A 23,180-nucleotide genomic window follows, 5' to 3' on the forward strand; every position below is an offset into this window, starting at 1 on the left:
TTGCGACACCGATGGTGCGGATATTGCAGCATGGGTCCATATCGGGGTGCCGCCGGGGACAATGAAGCGGATTGGTGCAACTTGCGTGATGGGCGTCCAATGGAAGTTTATCTAGCGCAGCCGCGCGGCTTTTGCGCCGGTGTGGTGCGCGCGATCGAGATCGTAGAGCGGGCGCTGGAGAAATACGGCCCGCCGGTCTACGTGCGCCACGAGATCGTGCATAACAAATACGTGGTCGAGAGCCTGAAGGCCAAGGGCGCCATCTTCGTCGAGGAGCTGTCTGAAGTTCCGCCGAAGGCCGTGACCGTTTTCAGTGCCCATGGCGTCGCCCGCAGCGTCGAGGAGGAGGCTGCCGCCCGCGACCTGCCGGTGCTGAATGCCACCTGCCCCCTGGTCACGAAAGTTCACAATCAGGGGAAGCGGTACATCACCAAGGGCCGTACCCTGATCCTGATCGGCCATGCCGGCCATCCCGAGGTCGAGGGCACGATGGGCCAGGTCCCCGGCCCGGTTCTGCTGGTCCAGAGCGTCGAGGAAGCCAAGGCCCTCACGCTGCCTGCCGATATGCCAGTGGCCTACATCACCCAGACCACCCTGTCGGTCGACGACACCAAGGGCATCATCGAGGCCCTTCAGGCCAAATTTACAGATATTCAAGGCCCAGACATCCGGGATATCTGCTATGCGACACAGAACCGCCAATCTGCGGTAAGGGACTTGAGCAAGCTGGTCGACGTGATCTTGGTGGTGGGCGCTGCCAATAGCTCGAATTCGAACCGGCTTCGCGAGATCGGCACCGAGGCCGGCGTCGCGAGTTATCTGATCGCCGATGGAAGCGAGCTCAACCCGCAGTGGTTGAAAGGTGCGAGGTCCGTCGGCCTCACGGCCGGCGCCTCGGCGCCCGAGGTGCTGGTGGATGACGTGATCGAAGCGCTGCGGCGGATCGGACCGGTGACGGTCTCGGTACTTCCCGGCCGCGAGGAAAACATCGAATTCAGGCTTCCGGCCGAGCTGGCTGCAAGCTGACCTACCCGAATTTCAAGCCCAGAAAGAAACGTGTAATGGCAATCCCCTTCTTCAAGGAAATGCGTATCGGCGGCTATTTGCTCAAGCAGAAACTGCTTGGCCGCAAACGCTATCCGCTCGTGCTGATGCTCGAGCCGCTGTTCCGCTGCAACCTCGCCTGCGTCGGCTGCGGCAAGATCGATTATCCCGACGCGATCCTCAACCGCCGCATGACCGCCCAGGAGTGCTGGGACGCGGCCGACGAGTGCGGCGCGCCGATGGTCGCCATTCCCGGCGGCGAGCCGCTGATCCACAAGGAGATCGGCGAGATCGTGCGCGGCCTCGTCGCGCGCAAGAAGTTCGTCTCGCTCTGCACCAACGCGCTGCTGCTGGAGAAGAAGCTCGACCTGTTCGAGCCCTCGCCCTACCTGTTCTTCTCGGTGCATCTCGACGGCCTGCGTGACCACCATGACAAGGCGGTGTCGCAAGTTGGCGTGTTCGACCGCGCCGTCTCCGCGATCAAGGCGGCCAAGGCGCGCGGCTTCACCGTCAACGTCAACGCCACCATCTTCGACGGCCATCCGGCCGAGGAGATCGCAAAATTCCTCGACCTCACCGTCGAGCTCGGCGTCGGCGTCTCGATGTCGCCCGGCTACGCCTATGAGCGCGCGCCGGACCAGGAGCACTTCCTCAACCGCACCAAGACCAAGAAGCTGTTCCGCGACGTCTTCGCGATGGGCAAGGGCAAGAAGTGGAACTTCATGCATTCCGGCCTGTTCCTCGACTTCCTCGCCGGCAACCAGGAATACGAATGCACGCCGTGGGGCATGCCCGCGCGCAACATCTTCGGCTGGCAGAAGCCCTGCTACCTGCTCGGCGAAGGCTACGCCAAGACCTTCAAGGAGCTGATGGACACCACCGACTGGGAGACCTACGGCACCGGCAAGTACGAGAAGTGCGCCGACTGTATGGCCCATTGCGGCTACGAGCCGACGGCGGCGACCGCAGCCCTCAACAACCCGCTGAAGGCGATGTGGGTGTCGCTGCGCGGCATCAAGACCACCGGCCCGATGGCGCCGGAGATCGACCTGTCGAAGCAGCGCCCGGCGCAGTACATCTTCTCCGAGCAGGTCCAGAAGAAGCTCTCCGAGATCCGCAAGGACGAGGCTGAAGCCGCAGCCGCGAAGGCGGCGCGGAAGGCTTCGACGGCGGCGTAAGCGCAACAGCCGATACGAACGAACAAGGCCCGGTCGCCGATGGCGACCGGGCCTTTTGTTTTGCTCCCTCTCCCACAAAAATGGAAAACAACCCCATGCACAGTAGAGGAGGGCGATCCGAGACCAACCCAAATTTCGTATTTGGCGAAATTAACTTGACCCGTCGGGCAAAACACCGGCACGATGGCATGCTGCCCTGTCCCTATCCAGAGCAGCAGCTCGTCTACCCCCGCTTATGGACCGTTTGCTTTTTCATGCCTGCTTGATGCAGTTTGATCAGGTCGGGATAGAGCGAACACAACGTCACGGCCACGATCGCAATGCTGGCGGCCGCGCCGCCCTGCTTGTCGATCAGATATCCGAACAGAGGGGCTACGAGCGAGAACGATCCGTCTCCCGCCATGGACGCAACCGACATGGCCGTCGCGCGGCTATCCGAGTCGGCATACCGATTGATCAGGATGCGCATGATCGGGTCGGAAATGCCCTGCGCGATCGCGTGAAGCGCAAGCCCTAGGGAAACGATGAGGATGCCGGCCTTGCCTTCGGAGGCAAAGGACAGGCTCATGATGGCGAAGGCTGCCACGATCAGCGCCGTCTGCGTGTGCAGCAAGCCAAAGACGCGGCAGATCCGCTTGACGAAAAACGAGGCGACCAGCGATATGAACAGCAGCGCGGTGAAGCACGTGCCGATCCATTCCAGCGGCAGATGATGCAGATCCGAGAAGGGCTGAAACGCCCAGAAGCCGGCTTTGACCCCGATCGTGATGATCGCAAATTGGAGAAGGACGCGGCGATACTCGGCGTTGCGCCGGACCAGCGAAGCTGCCGATGCGACCACGGCTCCGAGCGACGTCTTTCGACGGCCTCCCTCTTTCAGGAAGATGGCCGCAACCGGCGCGGACATGAAGATCGCGATGGATGTGAGAATGAAGGTGCTGCCCATCGTGTACCAGGTCGCAAAGAGCGATCCGAAGGCCGAGGCAACACCCCGCGCGATGTTGCGCATACCCCATCCGATGGATTCGACATGCTCATATTCCGCGGTCTTTGCGAGCGCCTTGTACTCGTCATACACCAGAGCGGAGTCCGTGCCTGATGCCATCGACATCGACAGGCCAAGTCCGGCCTCGAACAGCATCATCTGCCAATATTGGTCGCACAGCCCGAGACCGAGATAGCAGGACGCAGCCGCCAGCGAGCCGAGCACGAGCGTGAGCTTACGGCCGACACTATCCGCAAACACGCCGCACGGGACTTCGCAACCCGCCTTGGCGATGTAGTAGAAGCTTTCCAACGAGAGAGCCGTTGCGAGTGAGAAGCCAAGGCTCTGGAAATACAAGACGCTGAACGCCACGTGAAAGTAGCTGTTGCGCGAGAACCGGAAGGCGATGAAGGCTAACCCGAACGGCTGTATCCTCATCGAGCGGCGATGCCCCATCACGCTGGTCTTCAAATCGTCCCGGGCGCCACTGACGGGTCCGCATCGATCCTGCGTGACACCTTTGTGAATTAGTTGCGTCGTGGCAATTGACAATTTCTAATACGCATTAGAAAAACCAAGGCATGACCTTCGCGAACCTGCCTCCCCTCAATGCATTGCGCTATTTCGAAGCCGCAGCACGCAGGAGAAGCTTCACCCTGGCGGCCGACGAACTCCACATCACCCAGAGTGCAGTCAGCCAGCAGATACGAAACCTCGAAAGTTTCATCGGCACCGCCCTGTTCAAGCGCGGCATCGCGACGGTCGTGTTGACCGACATCGGCAGGACATATTTCGAAGCCATCAGCAAGGCGCTCGAGCGCATCGATACGGCAACGTCCCAAGCCAGGACGACGCAGCGGAGCAAGAGGATCGAGCAGATCTGTCTCAGCGTGTCGCCGTCATTCACGCATCTATGGCTGGTCAAACGCCTCTCCAAGTTTCACCAGGAGGTCAAGGACATCCAGTTGGCGCTGAATGTCACGCGGCACTATGTGGATTTCGAAGTCGAGAACGTCGACATGGCGATCCGCCACGGCGACGGCGAATGGCCCGGCCTTCATGCCGATCTGCTGATGAAGGACCATATGATTGCGGTCTGTAGTCCACGGCTCTTTCAAGCGCGGGCAATGCCGAAGAGCTTGCCGGAGATCGCGAGCTATCCCATCATCGAGGACCCGGTCTACCGGTACTGGGCCCGCTACGCCCGCCAGACCGGCCATCAACTCGACCTGACCGACGCCATTCAGTACGACGATAGTGGCGTCGTCGTCGAAGCCGCCATCAACGCGCAAGGCATCGCGATGGCGCGCGAATCGCTCGCCTCCGCGGCTCTCGCGCGCGGCCAGCTCGTCAAGCTGCTCGACGCCGATTTTTCCGACGCCCTCGGATATTACATCGTATTCCCATCCGCACATAAGGTTCGCCGGAGCGTGACACGCGTGAGCAAATGGTTGCGGCTGGAGGCCTCGCGCGAGCGAACCGAGTTGCGATGACGGTGGCACCGCCCTCGACCGCAGGGAGCCTCGAGCGTTTCGGTCGGTCCAGGTTACGGACCGTCAAAGCAAACGGCCCGGCCGCCAATGGCGACGGGGCCTTTTCTCTTTGCCAGCGAGAAATCCCCCTCAGATCGTCTCCGCCAAGGCCGAAAGCTTCACGAAAACGCTCAAGGCCGAACCGATCAACGGCAAAGCCTTTGCCGACCTGGGCGACGCCCGCCGCCACATCACTTGCTTCATCGCGGAGGTCTACAACAAAGTGCGCCTGCACTCGGCGCTCCGACGACGCCGAGAGATACGTCATCTAGTCAAGCGCCAGATCATAAGATCGTCGGCGCCGCTCCCGGCTTGAGCTCCAATATTCTGAGGCGCCACAGGATTATCTGTTTCCGAGTCGACCGATATTAATTTAACGCTACGGCCGGTTTGACTATCAACAAACTTCAAGGGCGGCCGTTTCACGCCTGTGGGACTCCACCGGTCGCCAATCTGCACCATAGCCTGCATGACAAGACCAATATCGCGCCCTTTGACGGTCGGTCTGTACTCGAAACGATCGGGACGGGACTGATACAGCCTTCGCTCGATCAGCCCGTTTTCTTCCAGCATCTTCAAGCGATCCGACAACGTGGTGTTGGTGATGCCGGTTGAGTGGCGCAAATCTTCGTAACGGCTTAGTCCCAGCAGCAAGTCTCGCATGATGAGCATGCCCCAGCGATCGCCAATCGCTCCCATGACTTTGGCGACGGAACACACCATCCCCTCGAAACCCTTTGAGCGCATTGTTTGGTCCCTGTGCTGCCCGTTTGACGCTGGCACACGGTACCACATTGTCACTCCGATGATAAGAGCTTGACTAACTCTTATTATTGTAGTTGCATAAGGAGAGTGAGCATACAGAGGGGCTCTCGATGAATTCAGCGCAACGGGCGATCAAGGGGACGACCCTCGTCACAGGCGCATCTTCAGGTATCGGTGCTGTCCGTGCGGACCGATTGGCAGCACGTGGATGTGATCTCGTGCTGGTTGCACGGCAATTTGATCGGCTGGAGGCGCTTGCCAAGCGACTCTCTGGCGAGCACGGCCGAAACCTTCCCGAATCTTCAAGACGAAACGGCATGGGCGTTTCGAAGGTGCCCACTCCGGTCTTGTGGCGGCGCCTTGCGGAGCCGGCTAGCGCGCGCCGCGGTACGCCAGCCAGTTAGCCGATCAAGCAGAGCAGCAATTTAAAAAGGAGACCGAAAATGCCGATGTGGCAGATCTATCACCCCGAAAATGTATTCACCGATTCTGATAAGCAGCAGCTGTCACAGAAGATCACCGCCATCTACGAAAGCTTTCTGCCTCGCTTCTATGTTAATGTGTTCTTTCACAAAATTCCGAAGGGAGGACTCTATATTGGCGGCGAGCCTGCGAATGACTTCGTGAGAGTCACAGTGGACCATATCGCCCGATCGATCGATGATCCCAAAATGCAGCAGCAGTTCTTGCAGGGATGTGCTCGCGTGCTCGAGCCTTATGTCGCTGGACGCGGCTATCGCTGGGAGCTGCACGTAGATGATACGCCTTTCGAATTGTGGATGATAAACGGCTTTAAGCCTCCGTTGCCTGGCACGTCGGCGGAATTGAAATGGCGTACGGAAAACAGGCCCTCGGCGTATGCCGAAACCTGACCGATACTGCGGACACTCGCTATCTCCCGTCCGATCGAAACCGCCAGATCGGAAACGGAATTGAGGGCATTTTTTGCCGCATGATTGTGGCGCCGGTGTTGACGACGCCAGCCTTCGCTAAGCCTGCCGCCGCAATCACTTGGCCCCAAAGGGCATTGTTGGAGTTACCAATACTCACGCCAAACGCGAGGGAAGTATTTGATGAATCGAGTGGGTCGGCGCTCCGCGCGTGTCCACCCCTCTCGAAACCTTGCACTAGGGACCGCGCTCCGACCAGGCGGACCTCGGATTGATCTATAACGCTTGTCTTCTGACGCAGGTTTGGCTGAGAAAGTCAGCGATGAGCCGTGCAACTGTTTCTGGGGAATCCTCGAAGCAATAGTGCCCGGTGGCAGGCAGGCGCGTAATTTGCCCAGTCGGAAAAATTTCTGCGAACAGAGGCAGGAAATGTTCTGCATTCAGCGTGCGATCAGCCTCGCCCCAGATTGCCAATGCTGGCTTTTCTCGAATGGCGCGAACGGCCGCGGCGTCGGGTTCCTCGAATTTGTGGGAGCCGATGGCGAACCCCTTCGCCCAGCCGATCGCGCCGAGACAATCCTGAGGACGCGCGAAGGGAGCGGCATAGGCGCCGATGAAGCTATCCGAAATGATGGCGTTGTTTTCAAAGCCGTTGAGCTTCAGCGTGCTCAAGATGTTGAATCCTAGTTGGCCGAGCACGGATTCGAGCCGCCCCTCGGACTCCGCTTTCGCAATCCACTGAAACCAAGGCGAGACGGCAGCATTCGCCATTACGCGTTCGAAGAGATCGGCCTGACCGAACGGCGTTGGCCCATTGGCGGAGATGATCCTGCTGATGCGAAGAGGATGCCTGGCGGCGAACCCCATTCCGACAGGACCGCCAAAATCATGCATGACCAGGGTTATACCGGTGAGATCGAGTGCAAGGACCAACGCCTCCAAATTATCGATGTGGTCCTGAAGCCAGTAGCTGCGCTCCGGCGGGGTCTCACTCTTACCAAAACCCATATGATCGGGCACGACCACCCGATGCGTTGGGCTCAATGCCGAAATGAGATGGCGAAACAGATAGCCCCAAGTCGGCTCGCCATGCAGGCACAGCACAACTTCACCTTCGCGCGGCCCTTCGTCAACGTAATGCATCTGAAACCCCGGAGCGTTCGTGAAATGCGGTGCGAACGGAAAGGTGCTGGCGAATGTGGCGTCGGCTTCAATCATCATCGTGACCTGGAGTGGTTTTATATTGAAACCACATATCCCTATATCTTGCGGTTTCAACTTGCAACCAATATCATCTGAGGCAGCAACCGCACGATCCGCGCTGGGGCAATTCGAAGGGCAGGTGCTTCAGAATGGCCAGGAGAGTCCGTCACAAGACATCCATGTGCGGCGTCGCACGACCGCCGGATGCAATTGGCGATTGGTGGTCGCTGCTGATCGTTCGCGATGTGCCGATGTGCAGCCCGTAGGACGAGTTCAGCTCTTGCGAAACCCATCGCACGTGCTTCGTGGTAACGTCGCGTCATGACCGCGTACCGTCGCAACTTCGTTCAGGGTGGATGCTTCTTCTTCACCGTCAATCTGGCGGAGCCGAAGCCATCGTTGCTGACGTATCATGTCGAGCTGCTGCGCATGGCGTTTCGCGAGACACGCCGACGTCACCCATTCACGATCGACGCCATCGTGGGGTTGCCTGATCACCTCCACACCGTTTGGAAGCTGACGCCGATTTTGCAATGCGCTGGCAGCTGATCAAGTCCGCCTTTTCGCGCCGGCTGCCACGAAACGAAAGGATATCCCAAAGCCGCTCGGCCAAGAGCGAACGGGGCATCTGGCAACGCAGATATTGGGAGCATTCGCGACGAAGCCGATTTCGCCCGGCATGTTGATTACGTTCATATCAAGCCGGTCAAGCACAGGCTCGTCGACCGGGTACGGGCGATCAGTCCGACGGACTGTCCACCAGCTCCGCGCCGATCAGAAAACCCCGGCAGTCGCGCGGGGCAGCCGGCCTCGGCGGTGCCCGGTGACCGCTTCCCCGGTGCCGAAGTTGCAGTGCACTTGAGCGATACTGCACTCAAGATGTGCAGAGACACAGCAATCGAGGCGCGCCGTGCACAAAATCCGACATGCACGTCACGGGAATGTCATCTAACAATACCGGGTTCCCTGCCCTGACGGCGCCGGCCCCTGGCCAACATCGATGGAGCCCGACATGAACCTGTGCACGACAACCGGTCTGCGATGCGCTGTTGCGTCGATCGCCGCCATGTTCTGCCTCGCCACGACAGCTCGCGCGGCAGACCTCACCGTTTACACGGCCTTGGAGGCCGACCAGATCAAGCCCTACAAGGCCGCCTTCGAGAAGGCCAATCCCGGCATCAACATCCTCTGGGTTCGCGACTCCACCGGCATCATCACCGCAAAACTCCTTGCAGAGAAAGCAAACCCCAAGGCCGACGTGGTCATGGGTCTTGCTGCAACCTCGCTGATGCTGCTGCAGAAGGAAGGCATGCTGATGCCTTACGCGCCTGTCGGTCTCGACAAGGTCGACGCCAAGATGCGCGATCCAGCCGCCACGCCGGAATGGGTGGGCATGGATGTCTGGGCATCCGCCTTCTGCGTCAACACCGTGGAGTCGGGCAAGAAGAACCTGCCGGAGCCTGCGTCCTGGGCCGATCTGACCAAGCCGGTCTACCAGGGACAGATCGCCATGCCGAACCCGGCCTCGTCGGGGACCGGGTTTCTGATGGTCTCCGCCTGGCTTCAGATGTTCGGCTGGGACGGCGGCTGGAAGTACATGGACGAGCTGCACAAGAACATCGCGGCCTACACCCATTCCGGCTCCAAGCCGTGCCGACAGGCCGCCGCCGGCGAGTACACGATCGGCCTCTCATTCGAATATCGCGCCAACAAGACCAAGAAGGGCGGCGCGCCGATCAGCATCGTCCTGCCCAAGGAAGGCCTCGGCTGGGACATGGAGGCGATCGGCATCATGAAGACGACCAAGGAGGTGGAGGCGGCGAAGAAGCTGGTCGACTGGGCGGCGACGCCGGAGGCCAACAGGCTCTACGCCGAGAACTTCGCCATCGTCGCGTTGCCGGGCATCGCAAGCTCCATGGAGTTCATCCAGGGTGACATCGACAAGATGCTGATCAAGAACGACTTCGCCTGGGCCGCGGAGAACCGCGACAAGATCCTGGCGGAGTGGAGCAAGCGCTACGACGGCAAGTCCGAGCCCAAGAATTGAAGAAGAACAAGAACTGAAGACCCCGAACTGAGCGAACTGAACCGAGCATCCCGCCCGGGATGCTCGGAGCAACGAACCCGGCGGTGCACGCGCGCCGCCGGTCAATGCGGGACAGTAGAATGGACAGCACGCCAACGACGGTGCCCTATCTCCGCATCCGCAACCTCTCGAAGAAGTTCGGCGCGTTCACCGCGCTCGACACTGTCGATCTCGACATCATGCCGGGCGAGTTCGTCTCATTCCTCGGGCCGTCCGGCTGCGGCAAGACCACGCTGCTCCGCGCCATCTCCGGCCTCGACGTGCAGACCACCGGGTCGATCTATCAGGGCGGGCTCGACATCTCGACGCTGCCGGTGGCCAAGCGCGATTTCGGCATCGTGTTCCAGTCCTACGCGCTGTTCCCGAACCTCACGATCAAGGACAACGTCGCCTACGGCCTTGTCTCGGCAGGCACGCCGCGCATCGCGATCGACAAACGGGTCAAGGAGCTTCTCGAACTCGTCGGCCTGCCCGAGCAGGCCGGCAAATATCCGGCGCAGCTCTCGGGCGGACAGCAGCAGCGCGTCGCACTCGCCCGCGCGCTGGCGCTATCGCCCGGCCTGCTGCTGCTGGACGAACCGCTGTCCGCCCTCGACGCCCGCGTCCGGGCGCGCCTGCGCGGCGAGATCCGCGACCTGCAGCAGCGCCTCAAGCTGACGACGATCATGGTGACCCACGATCAGGAGGAGGCGCTCACCATGTCCGACCGGATCGTGGTGATGAGCCATGGCAGGATCGAGCAGGTCGGCACGCCCGACGAGATCTACGGCCGCCCCGCGACGGCTTTCGTCGCCGACTTCGTCGGCAAGATGAACTTTCTGGAAGGACGCCTCGTCACCAGCAAGCGCGCCAATGTCAGCGGAGCCGTGCTCGATTTCGGCGAGGATGTGCCGCTCGCCGAGGGCGCGGCCGTCACGGTCTGCCTTCGGCCGGAGGACGTGGTGGTGCGCGACATCGGGGAGCATGCGGACAATCGCCTGTCGGTCCAGGTCGGCGTGATGGAATTCATCGGCAATCATTTCGCGACGACCCTGCATGCGAGCGGCACCAACCTGAATTTCTCGGCCGACTTTTCCATCAACGCCGTGCGCGACCTCGGCATTTCCTCGGGCGCGACCATCGAGGTCGCGCTGCCGCCGCAGCGGTTGCGCGTCTTTGCCCAGCCGCGCTCCGCGCCGGCCTGACACGGGACAGCAGCGATGACGAGCGAGACGCTGAGTCTGCCGGACCGTGCCGCCGCCGTCGCACCGCTGCGGCAGAAGCTCGGGCGCGACGACTGGATCATGCGCGGCGCGGTCGTGGCGCTCGGTCTCTGGTTGATCGTCACCGTGCTATTGCCGCTCTGGGCGCTGCTGTCCAAGAGCTTCCAGGCGGCAGATGGCAGCTTCGTCGGCCTCGCCAATTTCCAGGCCTATTTCGCAAGTCCAGCGCTGGCCAATTCGATCTGGCACTCGATCTGGGTCTCGCTGCTGAGCACGTTCATCTGCGTTCTGCTCGCCTTCGTCTACGCCTATGGGCTGACCCGCACCTGCATGCCAGGGCGCGGACTGTTCCGCATCATCGCGCAGATCCCGATACTCGCGCCCTCGCTGTTGCCCGCGATCAGTCTCGTCTACCTGTTCGGCAACCAGGGCCTCGTCAAATGGATGCTTTTCGGCGCATCGATCTACGGTCCGATCGGCATCGTCATGGGCGAGGTGTTCTGGACCTTCCCGCACGCGCTCATCATCATCACCACGGCGCTGGCGATTTCGGACGCGCGTCTGTACGAGGCCGCGGAAGCGTTGCGGGCAAGTTCGCACCGCACCTTCTGGACGGTGACCATTCCCGGCGCGCGCTACGGGCTGATCAGCGCGGTCTTCGTCGTCTTTACCCTTGTCATCACCGATTTCGGCGTGCCCAAGGTCATCGGCGGCAAGTTCAACGTGCTCGCGACCGACATCTACAAGCAGGTGGTCGGGCAGCAGAATTTCCAGATGGGCGCGGTGGTCGGCCTGATCCTGCTGTTGCCGGCGGCGCTGGCCTTCGTCGTCGACCAGCTGATGCAGCGGCGCCAGCTGGCATTGCTCTCCGCGCGCGCCGTGCCGTATGCGCCCAAGCCCGACGCCACGATCGACCGCGCCATGCTGGCGATCTGTTCGCTGATCGCGTTCGCGATCCTGGTCATTCTTGGCGTGTCCTTCTTCGCCTCGATCGCGACGCTCTGGCCCTACAATCTGACGCCCAGCTTCAGGAACTTCGACTTCGACATGATGGATGGCGGCGGCTGGCGCAGCTATTTCAACTCGCTGGTCATGGCCGGCCTCACCGCGCTGTTCGGGACCGCGGTGATCTTTACCGGCGCCTATCTGGTGGAGAAGACCCCGCGCTTTCGCGCCATTCGCGGCTTCGTGCAGTTTCTCGCGCTGCTCCCCTTGGCCGTTCCCGGTCTGGTGCTCGGCCTCGGCTACATCTTCTTCTTCAACAACCCGGCCAATCCGCTGAACTTCATCTACGGCACGATGGCCATCCTCGTCATCTGCACCATCTCGCATTTCTACTCGGTCTCGCACCTGACCGCGGTGACGGCGCTCAAGCAGATCGACCAGGAGTTCGAGACCGTTTCGGCATCGCTTAAGGTGCCGTTCTGGCGTACCTTCATGCGCGTGACCTTGCCGGTCTGCCTGCCGGCCGTGCTTGATATCGCCATGTACCTGTTCGTGAACGCGATGACGACCGTATCAGCGGTGGTCTTCATCTACGCGCCGCACACGACGCTTGCGGCCATCGCCGTGCTCAACATGGATGACGCGGGCGACGTGGCCCCGGCGGCAGCCATGGCCATGGTGGTGTTCGCCACAGCGGCCGTCACACGCGCTATCTATATGTTACTCACGCAGGGCTATCTTGCGCGCGCGCAGATGTGGAGAAAACGGTGAGCGTGTCCGGCGACGAATTCGATCTGGCCGTGATCGGCGGCGGCATCTGTGGTCTGGCCCACGCGCTTGCGGGCGTGCGCCGCGGCTTGCGGGTCGTGGTCATCGAGCGCGACGCAAGGGCGAACGGTGCCTCGATCCGCAATTTCGGCTTCGTCACCGTCACCGGGCAGCAACGCGGCCGGTGCTGGCAACGGGCGATGCGGTCGCGGCAGGTCTGGGCCGAAGTGGCCGCGGCCGCGGGCATCAGGATCGAGCATGCCGGACTTGCGGTCGCGGTGCGACGACCGGAAGCCGCGGCGGTGCTCGAGGCGTTCCGCACCACCGAGATGGGCGAGGGTTGCGAGCTTCTGAGCCCGCTTGAGGCGGGCCGCCGTTTCCCGATGCTGCGCACCGACCATCTGCAAGCCGTGCTGGCGAGCCCGCACGATTTGCGGGTGGAGTCGCGCATCGCCGTGCCGGCGCTGGCGAAGTGGCTCGCCGAGGTGCACGGCGTCACCTTCCTGTATCAGACGTTGGCCAGGGAGGTCGCCCCGCCTGACATCGACACCACGCGCGGGCCGGTCCGGGCCCGGCTCTGCGTGGTCTGCCCCGGCGACGATTTCGTGAGCCTCTATCCGGAACGCATCAGCGCTTACGGCCTCGTCCGCTGCAAGCTGCACATGCTGCGGGTCGCTTCAGCAAGCGCGGCGCCGCGCTTCAACGCGGCCGTGATGTCGGACCTCGGCCTCGTGCGCTATCTCGGCTACGCCGAACTGCCGGAGGCGGCCGCGCTGAAACAGCGACTTGAATCCGAGCAAGGACAGCATCTCGCCAACGGTGTGCATCTGATCGCCGTGCAGAGCGAGGATGGCTCGCTCGTCGTCGGGGATTCCCATCACTATGACGCGACGCCGGACCCGTTCGGTCCTGAAGCGGTGGACGAGTTGATCATGGACGAATTCCGCCAGGTCCTGGCCTGGCCAACACCCGTCATCCGCGAGCGCTGGATCGGCACTTACGCTTCGGCGTCCGACCGGCTGATGCTGATCGATCGCCCATCTCAAACCGTGCGCCTCGTCATGATCACCAGCGGCACCGGCGCCAGCACCTCGTTTGCGATCGCCGAGGAAGTCATTGACGAATTGACATCCGGGAGCCGAGCGGCATGAGCGAACCATTCGAGCACGTCAGGGCCGTGGTGTTCGACTGGGCCGGCACGACGGTGGACCACGGCTCGCTGGCCCCGATGGGCGTGTTCGTCGAGGCATTCGCGCGCTTCGGCGTGACCATCACCGTCGACGAGGCACGCGGGCCCATGGGCATGGCCAAGCGCCCGCACATCGCCGCCCTCATGCGCCTGCCGCGGATCATCGCCGCCTGGCGCGACAAGCATGGACACGAGCCGACCGAAGCCGACATCGATGCGCTCTATCAGGTGTTCGTCCCGATGAATGTCGAGGTCGCCGCCCGCTACGCCGACGTGATCCCGGGCGTGGCTGAGGCTGTCGCTCACCTGCGGCGCCGTGGCCTGAAGATCGGCTCCAGTACCGGCTACACGCGCGAGATCATGGCCAAGGTGATTCCGGTCGCGGCCGCGCAAGGCTATGCGCCCGACAGCATCGTTTGCACCGGCGACACGCCCGATGGCCGGCCGACGCCGTTCATGCTCTACAAGGCCTTCCTGGAGCTCGCGGTCTGGCCGGCCTGGAGCTGCGTCAAGGTCGACGACACCGAGGTCGGGATCAAGGAAGGCCTCAACGGCGGCTGCTGGACCGTCGGCGTTGCCGTCACCGGCAATGAGTTCGGCTTGTCGCTGGCCGACACGGCGGCGTTGCCGCCGCAAGCCTTCGCCGAGCGGCGCGCGGCCGCGATCGAGCGGCTGACGGACGCCGGCGCTCATTACGTAATCGACGGCGTCGCCGACATCATCCCTGTCATCGCAGCGATCGAGGGCCGGCTGGCCCGCGGAGAGCGGCCATGAGCACGTCCGACATGAGCGCCGCCGAGGGCGACGTCAATCTATCGGCGGAGCGACTTGCATTCCAGCAGCGCCATCTCGACGCGCAGACAAAGCAATGGCTCGACGAGGATGAGCGCTGGTTCCTGCGCCAATCGCTGTCGACGCCGTGCCTGAACGTGGCGACTGGCGCCGAAGGCAGCCACATCGTCGATCTCCAGGGCCGGCGCATCCTCGATTTCCACGGCAACAGCGTGCATCAGGTCGGCTACGGTCATCCTCGCGTCGTGGCGGCCATCAAGTCGCAACTCGATACCCTGCCCTTCTGCCCGCGCCGCTATACCAACAGGTCCGCCATCGACCTCGCCCGGCGCCTCGCCGAGCTGGCGCCCGGTTCACTCGAGAAGGTGCTGCTGGCCCCCAGCGGCTCAGCCGCAATCGGCATGGCCCTGAAGCTTGCCCGCTATGCCACGGGGCGACACAAGACCCTGTCGATGTGGGATGCTTTCCACGGCGCCAATCTCGACGCGGTCTCGGTCGGCGGCGAAGCGCTGTTCCGGCGCGGCGCCGGCCCGCTGCTGCCGGGCACGGAGCATGTGCCGCCGCCGGGCCTCGCCGCGCGCTTCTTCGGACAGGACGGCCGCGCGCATGAACGCCTCGCCGACTACATCGATTATATCCTCGAGGTGCAGGGCGACGTCGCGGCCGTGATCGCCGAGCCGATGCGCTGGACCACGGTCGAGCTGCCTCCATCAGGCTTCTGGCCACGCGTGCGCGCGAGCTGCGACCGGCACGGGGCGCTCCTGATCTTCGACGAGGTGCCGAGCTGCCTCGGCCGCACCGGGACCATGTTCGTCTGCGAGCAGACTGATACCACACCCGACATTCTGGTGCTCGGCAAGGGTCTCGGCGGCGGCATCATGCCGATGGCGGCGATCGTGGCGCGGGCCGATCTCGACGTGGTGCCCGAGGGCGCGCTCGGCCACTACACCCACGAGAAGAGCCCGGTCGGCTGCGCTGCGGCGCTCGCCACGCTCGATGTGATCGAGGACGAGCAACTGCTCACCACGGCGCGCGTGCTCGGCGCACACGCGCTCGAACGGCTGCGGTCGATGGCAGAGCGGTATCCGCTGATCTCAGAGGTGCGCGGCGCAGGCCTCTATCTCGGCGTCGAGATCGGCCGCCGCGACGAGCCTGATGCCAACGCGCGCGCGGAGCGCCTGTTGTATCGCTGCCTGGAAGCAGGTCTCAGCTTCAAGCTCGGCGGCGGCAACGTCGTCACGCTATGCCCGCCGCTGACGATCTCGCGGGACGAGCTCGACCAGGCTCTCGATATTCTCGAGGCAGCGATGTCGGCCTTGTGAGCCGATCGCGAAGCGCGCGCTTCGCGACAGCGCGCGACCGAGCCTTGTCTCTCGGTTCGAACAAACCGCTCAGATCGTCTCCGCCACCAGCGCCTCGCTGTCGACCAGCTCCGTGCCGATCAGGAAATCGCGGCAGCCGCGAAGCGAGCGCAGCGCGCGGTTGAAGTCGAGGCCTGTGGAGACCAGGGCATGGAGCGTGGCCGGATTGCGGACGATGCCGCGGAAGACCGCAGCAAGGTCGATCTGGCCGTTGGGCTTGATGGCGGCGCGGGCAAGCGCTGGCAGCGCGCGGTGGGCGGGGTCGCTGATGACGCGGACCGCGGCGAAGGGCAGGCCGGCCTCGGCGGCATAGGCGGCGGCGATGTGGCTCTCCATGTCGACGGCGGAGGCGCCGGTCTCGGAATGCAGCGCCGCCTTGCAGGATGAGCCGGTGACCACTTCCTCGGCACCGGCGAGGCTGCCACGCACCACCCGGCGGCGGCCGGAGGTCAGCTTGTCGATGAGGTCCTCGCTGAGCGACAGGCCGGCGGCCCAGCGGGCATCGCCCGAGAGCACCTCGGAAGCCACCACGACGTCGCCGGAGCGCAAGCTCGGGTCGAGCCCGCCGGCCACGCCGAACGAGATCACGCCGCGAATCGTCTGGGGATCAACCACCGTCAGCAGCGCGCGCAACTGCGTCGGGCTGCTGGACGAGCAAATGACCGCCATCCCGGGACCGGCGGCAATGCGGGCCTCCTGAACGAGTCCAGTCACGATCAAGATCGGCCGCGGATCAATGGCATTGCCCGCGGTAACATAGTCCCCCGTCCCCAAAGTCACATTCCGACCCCTACCACCCTGCTGTTGGTGTTCCGCAAGTTCCGATATCGCGCCAGCGCCCACAGCGGAAAGAACTTCGGGTAACCATGATACCGTAGATAGAACACGCGGGGGAAGCCTGTGGCGGTGTAGCGCTGCTCGTCCCACAGTCCTTTTTCGTTTTGTGTTGCAATCAGGTACTCCACCCCGCGGGCGACGGCCGGGTGATCAACCTCGCCAGCAGCCATCAAGGCAAGCAAGGCCCATGCCGTTTGCGAGGCGGTCGAGGGGGCGGGTTCCCATCCCCGGTAGTCCAGCCGGTAGCTGACGGCGTCCTCGCCCCAGCCGCCGTCCTTGTTCTGGATCGATGCCAGCCAGGCGGCGGCCTTTCGCATCATGGGGTCGTCGTGACGGACGCCGGCCATGTTGAGAGCACACAGAACCGACCAGGTTCCATAGATGAAGTTCATGCCCCAGCGGCCATACCAGGACCCCTCGGGGTGCTGGGTCTTGCGCAAATAGGCAACGCCGGCGGCGACGTGCTTGCTGGTCCTCTCGGTCTCGCCGAGCTGGCCGAGCATCGAGATGCAGCGCGCCGTGACGTCCTCGGTCGGCGGATCGAGCAGCGCACCGTGATCCGAGAACGGGATGTTGTTCAGGTAATATTCGAGGTTGTTGACGTCGAAGGCGGCCCAGCCGCCATCGTCGCTCTGCATGCCCTCGATCCACTCCCGGCCGCGGTCGATCGCTACGTCATAGCCGGTGGCACCGTGCTCCCGGCGCATGCGGTCCATCGACATCACCACCACGGCGGTGTCGTCGAGATCGGGATAATGCGCATTGTTGTACTGGAAGGCCCAGCCGCCCGGGCGCACGTCGGGGCGCTTCGCCGCCCAGTCGCCCTTCACCTGAAGCTCTTGCCTCGGGATCAGCCAGTCGAGGCCCTGCTTGGCCGCAGGCACCGCCTTGTCGCCGCCGGCTTCCAGCAGCGCATGCGCCGACAGCGTCGTGTCCCACACCGGCGACACGCAAGGCTGGCAATAGGCCTCCTCGCCCTTGATCACCAGCAGCTTGTCGATGCCGCGGCGCGTAATCGCACGCGGCGGGAAATTCTCGTCCTTGCCGAGCGCGTCGTACATCATGACGATGTTGGCCATCGGCGGATAGATCGCGCCCATGCCGTCCTCGCCATTGAGCCGCTCCTCGGTGAAGGCGAGCGCGGCATCGATCGCGCGCTTGCGCAAGCTCTTCGGAAACATCGGCTCGAGGACACGCAGAATCGCATCCAGCGAACGGAACAGCAGGAACCAGGCCATGCTCTGATGCGGCGCCTTCGCGGTCATGCCGATCGAGCGCGGATCCTGCAGGAACAGTTCGTCGATGCCGACGCCTTTGGGATTCCTCGCCCGCGGCTTCAGCGCCGCGATCACCATCAGCGGCACCATGGTGGTGCGCGCCCAATAGGAGATCTTGTTGAGATGGAACGGCGACCAGAACGGCAGCAGCATGATCTCGATCGGCAACACCGGCACCGCGCGCCAGGTCACGACGCCGAAGGTCGCGAGCAGGAAGCGGGTGAAGACGTTGCTGTGAATCGCGCCGCCGCGGGCGTGGATCGCCTCGCGCGCGCGCACCATGTGCGGCGCGTCCACGGAGTCGCCGATCATCTTCAGCGCGAAATAGGCCTTCACGCTGGCACTCATGTCGAACTCGCCGTCATGCACCAGCGGCCAGCCGCCATGGGCGCCCTGGACCCGGCGCAGATAGTTGCCGATCTTGGCCTCGAGCGCTACGTCGACCGGCTCGGCGAGATAATGGCGCAGCAGGATGTATTCGGCCGGAATGGTGCAGTCGGCCTCGAGCTCGAACACCCAATGGCCGTCGGCTTGCTGGAAACCGAGCACGCCTTGCGTCGCTGACGCAATGCTCGATTCCAAAGCTTCGCGGCTGGTCGCGTTCACGGAATCCATGTCGCTCGATTGCTCCTGGCGTCGATTTGAAAGTGAGCTGGACATTGCATCAGGCCCGCTTTTCAGGATTTTTTGGCGGCCAGCACCAGATCGGCGGCGCGATCACCCGACCGGACCGATCCCTCGATCGTTGCAGGCAATCCCGTAGCAGTCCAGTCACCGGCGAGAAACAGGTTTTTCAGCGGTGTGACCGGCCCCGGACGCAAGGCATTCTGGGCCGGCGTTGCCGCAAATGTGGCACGGCGCTCGCGCACGATCTGCCAAGGGGGCAGCTCGCCGGAGACCCCGCCGGCCGCGCAGACGTCATTCCAGATCGTCTGTGCGAGCTCCTCGCGCGGCATGTCGACGAGACGGTCGCCATTGCTGATGGTGACGGAGAGCCGGTTCGGGAACGCAAACAGCCATTCCACGACGCCGCCGATCACGCCCAGGATCGGCGCTGATCCCGGCGGCGGCTCAAAGCGGAAATGCGCATTGACGATGGCGCGGAATTCGGTCGGCGCGGTCAGGCCCGGCAGCAGGCTCGTCGCGGCGCGCGGCGGCACCGCCATCACGACCACGTCGCCCGCAGCTAGCTGGACCACGTCCTCGCCGCCGAAATTCAGCGCGCTGACCTTGCCATCGGTGGTGACGAAGCCGCGCAGCTCATGGCCGAGCTGAACGGTGTGGCCCCGCTCTGTGAGGAATTTCACGGCGGGCTCGATCAGCACGGCGCTGAGGCCGTCGCGTGCGATCAGCGGACGGCAGGCCTGCCCGCCCGCCAGCAGCGTCTCGCGCACGATCGCGCCGGCAAGCCCGGCCGAGCCCTCGGGCGGATCGACATTGAGGGCTGCGAGCAGCAGCGGCTGCACCAGGCGATGGTAGAGCGTGCCTTCGCACGGAATCGACTTGCCGACCAGCGTCTGCTCCGACGCCCAGATCAGCGGGGCCAGCTTGAGATAATCGGTGAGACCCGTATCGGGCACGCGGCGGCCCTCATCAAACACCCAGGTCGGCAGCCGGCCGCCTCCGAGATCGAGCTGCCAACGCTGGCCGGTCTTGATGTCGACGAAGGGAAACTGCGCGGTCTCAGGCCCGACCAGGCCCGCCTCGGTGCCGATCGCGCGCGCATAGGCGCGGGCGTGGCTGTTGCCGGACAGCAGCAGATGATTGCCGTTGTCGATGGTGAGATTGGTGGCACCGTCGAAATAGGAGCGGCAGCGGCCGCCGGCCTGGTGCGTCGCCTCGTGCACGGCGACCTTGTAGCCGGCATTGGCGAGCCGCACGCCGGCGGAGAGGCCGGAAATTCCAGCGCCGATGATGTGAGCTGTGTTTTGCATCAGATGAAAGCGTAGCGGAGCAGGATCAAAATGCGTGTGACCTTCGACACACGCACGGGCTGGCGCGGCGCGTTGAAGCCGCGCGCGATCAGGAGGTCCAGGATGGAATGGTAGTATTTCGACATGATCCGCGGCGCGCGCACCGCGCGACGCTTGTTGCGGTTCATGATCTCGTCCGACTTCTCGAAATGCGCCTTCGCGCGCTGCGTCAGCGGCATGCAGACCTTCGGCAGCGCGCGCTCGGCGATGACGCGGTTCGGATCGTTGGAGGTGATGCCGGCATGCAGCAGCGCCTCGCGCGGCAGATAGAGCCGGCCGAGGCCCGCGTCCTCGTCGATGTCGCGCAGGATGTTGGTGAGCTGGAGCGCGCGGCCGAGATGATAGGCGAGCAGGATGCCGTCCTCTTCCGGCAGGCCGAACACGCGTACCGACAGCCGCCCTACGGCGCTGGCAACCCGGTCGCAGTACAGATCCAGCGTCGCCATGTCGGGCGCGCGGATGTCCTGCGGCACGTCCATCTCCATGCCGTCGACGATGGCAAGGAAATCCTCGCGCTTCAGGCCGAAGGTTTTGACCGAGGCGACGTAGTCCTTCAGCCGCGGCGGCGGATTGCCCTGGTAGAGCGCGTCGATGTCGTTGCGCCATTCCTGCAGCGCGGCGAGCCGCTGATCGCGCGGGCCGTCGGAATCGGCGATGTCGTCGACCTGGCGGCAGAAGCTGTAGATCTGAAACATCGCCTCGCGCTGGTCGCGGGGCAGGATGCGCATCGCAGCGTAGAAGGAGCTGTTCGATGCGGACGAGCCATAATTGGCGCCGGGCGCGGTCGCCTCAAGCGTCATGGGCAGTCCCCGGATTGGTGATGGTTTTGCGGCCGATCGCACGGCGGCCGAGCTCACCGGCGATACCGGCAAGGCTGAAGGTGAGCAGTTCGAACTTGTTCAGATGCACGCGCTCGCGCAGGGGATCGCGCACCTTCAACAGACGCACGATGCGGTCGGCATAGGCCTGGATCACCGCGACGTCGACGCCGAGGCGGACATCCCGGATCTCGGCAGCCAGCGACCTGCCCTCGCCCAGCAGCGCTTCGTTGCGCACGGCAAGCGACTGCAGGCAGGCCAACATCGCCGGCGGCGACTGCGCGAGGCCGAGCTGCTCGACCGAGGCACCGTGTGCTGCCAGCGCGTCGCGCGGCAGGTAGACGCGATTGAGCTCGCGATAATCCTTGCCGCAATCCTGCAGATGGTTGTTGATCTGCAGGCCCGCACACAGCGCATCCGACGCCGCCCAGGTCGAGGTGCTCTCGCCATGGACGTCGAGCATGAAGCGGCCGACCGGCATCGCCGAATAACGGCAATAGTGGATGACCTCGTCCCAGGTCTCGTAACGCAGCTTGGTCACGTCCATGCGGAACGCGATCAGCACGTCGAGCGCGTGGCGCGGCGCCATGCCGCGCTCGGCGAGCGCGCGCCGCAAGGTGACGGCCTCGGCCTGGGACTCGCCCTTGCCGAGCAGTTCCGCCTCGAGCAGGTCGAGATAGCGAAGCTTCTCGTCCGCCGGCAAGCTTCCGTGGTCGGCGATGTCGTCGGCGGTCCGGACGAAATTGTAATAGGCCAGGATCAGGGCGCGATGACTGGGATGAATGATCCAGGACGCGACGGGAAAATTCTCGTCGCGGTCACCCTTGCCGGATCGCAATTCGCTCGCAGAGGTCATCGAGGGCTGATCAACAATCGTTTGGACAGAAAGGGCTTTTGCGTTCGCGCGGGCTCATGCCGGCGACGCCGCCGCGGCCCCCATATAGGGGAATACGGCCGCAAAACCAATCCTGTCGCGCGATGGCAGCCCCTTGCGGATCCGGCCCGGAAAAGGCGGCCCCACGGCCGCCTTTGTGGGCCAGTGGCCGATCTTACTGGTTGTGATCCTTCAGGACCTGGTCGCAGGCCTGCGAGATCTTGGCCCGGTTCTCCTTGAGGCAGGCCAGGATGGTGAAATCGCCCTGATCGATAACCGGACGGCAGAACTTCTGCACGTCGCGCGTGCAGGCCTTCTGCTCGGCTTCGGTACCGCGGCCGCCCTGCTGGGCGAATGCAGCCGTGGACAGGGTGGCCGACAGCACGGTGAGAGCGACGAGAAGCTTACGCATTGTATTCCTTCATTCTGACGGCAGAATCGCACCAATCCCGGACAGCACAGGGCGGAGAGCCGGAACGGATTGTTCTGATGGCAAGTTGCCGCTGGAAGCGTGCGGCACCGGAGGAGGCACAAGCGCTGGTAAATGCGGCCAAATTGGCGCCGCGCCCACCAAATCAGGTCTTCCCTCGGCCTTCATTGGCAGATGTAAGAGGTTGATACTACGTCATAATTCCGGCACACGGTGTTTTACTGCATACCTGTTGCAGAGCTGCATCTGTCCGGCCGGCCAATTGGCCCGGAAACTTATGGAAATAGAGGGAATCCGGGGCCGAACTGGCAGGTGAGAACCGCTTTCGCGAGCCTGACGCCGCGGGCAACCGGGCCTATCCGGCACAGAACTTGAACCTGATATAGGCTGGCAACACTAAACTTTCGATGTGGCGAGACGGCTTGCGATGAAGCAGCCGTCGTTCCAAAACGGGATATTGATGATGAAATTCATTGGGCGATCTGAACTGGCAATCAAGGCAGCCGGCATTGGTGCAGCGCTGCTCTTCTCTGTTGCGACAAGCCACGCTCAGTCGTCCGGGCCGTTCGCCGGCTTCGACGGCGCCTGGACCGGCACCGGCACGGTGTCGCTGTCCGACGGCTCCACCGAGCGCATCCGCTGCAAGGCGGACTACAAGGTCGCCGGCACCGGCCTCAACCTCAAGCAGGCGCTGCACTGCGCCTCCGACAGCTACAAATTCGACCTCACCAGCGACGTGACCAGCCAGGGCGAGCGGATCTCCGGCAATTGGAGCGAGTCCAACCGCAACATCTTCGGCAATTTGCAGGGCACCGCCGGCGGCGGCCAGATCGAAGTGTTCGTCGAGGCCAACGGCTTTGCCGCCAATTTGTCGCTGCGCACCAACGGCTCCAAGCAGACGGTGCAGATCTCGTCCAAGGGCGAGATCCGCGGCGTGAACATCACGATGACAAAGGGCTGATTGCCCACTCTACCTCGAAAGCAACAAAGCCCCGGCTCTTCTCGAGCCGGGGCTTTTTGCTGACGAGAAT

General features: G+C 63.4%; 22 protein-coding genes and 2 pseudogenes. 15 read left to right on the forward strand and 9 right to left on the reverse strand.

The features are described 5' to 3' along the window. The first annotated feature begins 99 nt into the window (after positions 1-99). Positions 100-1,026, forward strand: a complete 927-nt coding sequence (gene ispH, locus XH80_RS33730; RefSeq protein WP_271602321.1) for a 4-hydroxy-3-methylbut-2-enyl diphosphate reductase — start codon at positions 100-102, stop codon at positions 1,024-1,026. A 35-nt stretch (positions 1,027-1,061) separates the two neighbouring features. Then, complete coding sequence (gene hpnH / locus XH80_RS33735) at positions 1,062-2,222, forward strand: adenosyl-hopene transferase HpnH (RefSeq protein ID WP_271602322.1); 1,161 nt, start codon at positions 1,062-1,064, stop codon at positions 2,220-2,222. A 223-nt stretch (positions 2,223-2,445) separates the two neighbouring features. Here the strand turns inward: hpnH and XH80_RS33740 are convergent, their stop codons facing one another. Continuing rightward, positions 2,446-3,663: an MFS transporter gene (locus XH80_RS33740; protein ID WP_271602356.1), complete on the reverse strand. Its 1,218-nt coding sequence runs from the start codon at positions 3,661-3,663 to the stop codon at positions 2,446-2,448. Positions 3,664-3,788: 125 nt separating this feature from the next. On the opposite strand from XH80_RS33740, the gene XH80_RS33745 reads away from it, so the two are divergent. Beyond that, on the forward strand, positions 3,789-4,700 hold the full coding sequence (locus XH80_RS33745; protein ID WP_271602323.1) for a LysR substrate-binding domain-containing protein: 912 nt from the start codon (positions 3,789-3,791) through the stop codon (positions 4,698-4,700). A 109-nt stretch (positions 4,701-4,809) separates the two neighbouring features. Then, a complete protein-coding gene (locus XH80_RS44145; RefSeq protein ID WP_442869190.1) occupies positions 4,810-5,055 on the forward strand; it encodes an integrase core domain-containing protein in 246 nt (81 codons plus the stop codon). On the opposite strand, the gene XH80_RS33750 is transcribed toward XH80_RS44145, so the two are convergent. Further along, positions 5,004-5,486, reverse strand: a complete 483-nt coding sequence (locus XH80_RS33750) for a winged helix-turn-helix transcriptional regulator (protein WP_271602324.1) — start codon at positions 5,484-5,486, stop codon at positions 5,004-5,006. The genes XH80_RS44145 and XH80_RS33750 overlap by 52 nt on opposite strands. Positions 5,487-5,614: 128 nt before the next feature. Here XH80_RS33750 and XH80_RS33755 point away from each other — a divergent pair. Together XH80_RS33755 and XH80_RS33760 are read left to right on the forward strand one after the other, a co-directional pair. Beyond that, a pseudogene (locus tag XH80_RS33755) lies at positions 5,615-5,788 on the forward strand (SDR family NAD(P)-dependent oxidoreductase); the annotation flags it as partial. Positions 5,789-5,947: 159 nt separating this feature from the next. After that, a complete protein-coding gene (locus tag XH80_RS33760) occupies positions 5,948-6,376 on the forward strand; it encodes a tautomerase family protein (RefSeq protein ID WP_271602325.1) in 429 nt (142 codons plus the stop codon). 294 nt (positions 6,377-6,670) lie between these two features. Here XH80_RS33760 and XH80_RS33765 read toward each other — a convergent pair whose 3' ends face one another. Further along, complete coding sequence (locus XH80_RS33765) at positions 6,671-7,612, reverse strand: alpha/beta fold hydrolase (protein ID WP_271602326.1); 942 nt, start codon at positions 7,610-7,612, stop codon at positions 6,671-6,673. 134 nt (positions 7,613-7,746) lie between these two features. Between XH80_RS33765 and XH80_RS33770 the strand changes: the two are divergent. The 8 genes and pseudogenes from XH80_RS33770 to pbfA form a co-directional block, all read left to right on the forward strand. Then, a pseudogene (locus XH80_RS33770) lies at positions 7,747-7,842 on the forward strand (winged helix-turn-helix transcriptional regulator); the annotation flags it as partial. Positions 7,843-7,918: 76 nt separating this feature from the next. Beyond that, the gene (locus tag XH80_RS33775; RefSeq protein ID WP_271602327.1) at positions 7,919-8,146 is read left to right on the forward strand and encodes a hypothetical protein; all 228 of its coding nucleotides are present in this window, start codon (positions 7,919-7,921) and stop codon (positions 8,144-8,146) included. Positions 8,147-8,663: 517 nt separating this feature from the next. Then, the gene (locus tag XH80_RS33780; RefSeq protein WP_442868634.1) at positions 8,664-9,644 is read left to right on the forward strand and encodes a putative 2-aminoethylphosphonate ABC transporter substrate-binding protein; all 981 of its coding nucleotides are present in this window, start codon (positions 8,664-8,666) and stop codon (positions 9,642-9,644) included. Positions 9,645-9,703: 59 nt separating this feature from the next. Continuing rightward, on the forward strand, positions 9,704-10,867 hold the full coding sequence (locus XH80_RS33785) for a putative 2-aminoethylphosphonate ABC transporter ATP-binding protein (RefSeq protein WP_442868633.1): 1,164 nt from the start codon (positions 9,704-9,706) through the stop codon (positions 10,865-10,867). Between the two features lie 15 nt (positions 10,868-10,882). Next, entirely contained in the window at positions 10,883-12,601 is a 1,719-nt protein-coding gene (locus XH80_RS33790) for a putative 2-aminoethylphosphonate ABC transporter permease subunit (RefSeq protein WP_271602330.1), read from the forward strand. Continuing rightward, positions 12,598-13,749, forward strand: coding sequence for a TIGR03364 family FAD-dependent oxidoreductase (locus XH80_RS33795; RefSeq protein ID WP_271602331.1), 1,152 nt, complete (start codon positions 12,598-12,600; stop codon positions 13,747-13,749). Before XH80_RS33790 ends, XH80_RS33795 begins: the two co-directional genes overlap by 4 nt. Further along, positions 13,746-14,561, forward strand: coding sequence for a phosphonoacetaldehyde hydrolase (gene phnX, locus XH80_RS33800; protein WP_271602332.1), 816 nt, complete (start codon positions 13,746-13,748; stop codon positions 14,559-14,561). The genes XH80_RS33795 and phnX overlap by 4 nt, the downstream gene beginning before the upstream one ends. After that, positions 14,558-15,901: a (R)-1-hydroxy-2-aminoethylphosphonate ammonia-lyase gene (gene pbfA / locus XH80_RS33805; protein WP_271602333.1), complete on the forward strand. Its 1,344-nt coding sequence runs from the start codon at positions 14,558-14,560 to the stop codon at positions 15,899-15,901. Before phnX ends, pbfA begins: the two co-directional genes overlap by 4 nt. A 69-nt stretch (positions 15,902-15,970) precedes the next feature. On the opposite strand, the gene XH80_RS33810 is transcribed toward pbfA, so the two are convergent. The 6 genes from XH80_RS33810 to XH80_RS33835 form a co-directional block, all read right to left on the reverse strand. Next, entirely contained in the window at positions 15,971-16,720 is a 750-nt protein-coding gene (locus XH80_RS33810) for a phosphorylase (protein ID WP_271602334.1), read from the reverse strand. Then, complete coding sequence (gene shc / locus XH80_RS33815; protein WP_271602335.1) at positions 16,717-18,669, reverse strand: squalene--hopene cyclase; 1,953 nt, start codon at positions 18,667-18,669, stop codon at positions 16,717-16,719. The genes XH80_RS33810 and shc overlap by 4 nt, the downstream gene beginning before the upstream one ends. Before the next feature lie 62 nt (positions 18,670-18,731). After that, positions 18,732-19,988 (reverse strand): hydroxysqualene dehydroxylase HpnE, encoded by a 1,257-nt coding sequence (hpnE, locus tag XH80_RS33820; RefSeq protein WP_271602336.1) that lies wholly within the window; start codon positions 19,986-19,988, stop codon positions 18,732-18,734. Further along, entirely contained in the window at positions 19,988-20,827 is an 840-nt protein-coding gene (hpnD, locus tag XH80_RS33825) for a presqualene diphosphate synthase HpnD (RefSeq protein ID WP_271602337.1), read from the reverse strand. Before hpnD ends, hpnE begins: the two co-directional genes overlap by 1 nt. Continuing rightward, the gene (hpnC, locus tag XH80_RS33830; protein ID WP_271602338.1) at positions 20,817-21,701 is read right to left on the reverse strand and encodes a squalene synthase HpnC; all 885 of its coding nucleotides are present in this window, start codon (positions 21,699-21,701) and stop codon (positions 20,817-20,819) included. The genes hpnD and hpnC overlap by 11 nt, the downstream gene beginning before the upstream one ends. A gap of 193 nt (positions 21,702-21,894) precedes the next feature. Continuing rightward, positions 21,895-22,131 (reverse strand): hypothetical protein, encoded by a 237-nt coding sequence (locus XH80_RS33835; RefSeq protein WP_057752985.1) that lies wholly within the window; start codon positions 22,129-22,131, stop codon positions 21,895-21,897. Between the two features lie 481 nt (positions 22,132-22,612). On the opposite strand from XH80_RS33835, the gene XH80_RS33840 reads away from it, so the two are divergent. Then, a complete protein-coding gene (locus XH80_RS33840; protein WP_271602357.1) occupies positions 22,613-23,110 on the forward strand; it encodes a hypothetical protein in 498 nt (165 codons plus the stop codon). The last annotated feature ends 70 nt before the right edge of the window (positions 23,111-23,180 follow it).

Origin of the sequence: Bradyrhizobium sp. CCBAU 45384 (assembly GCF_028128665.1) — a bacterium.
GTDB classification, from domain to species: Bacteria; Pseudomonadota; Alphaproteobacteria; order Rhizobiales; family Xanthobacteraceae; genus Bradyrhizobium; species Bradyrhizobium manausense.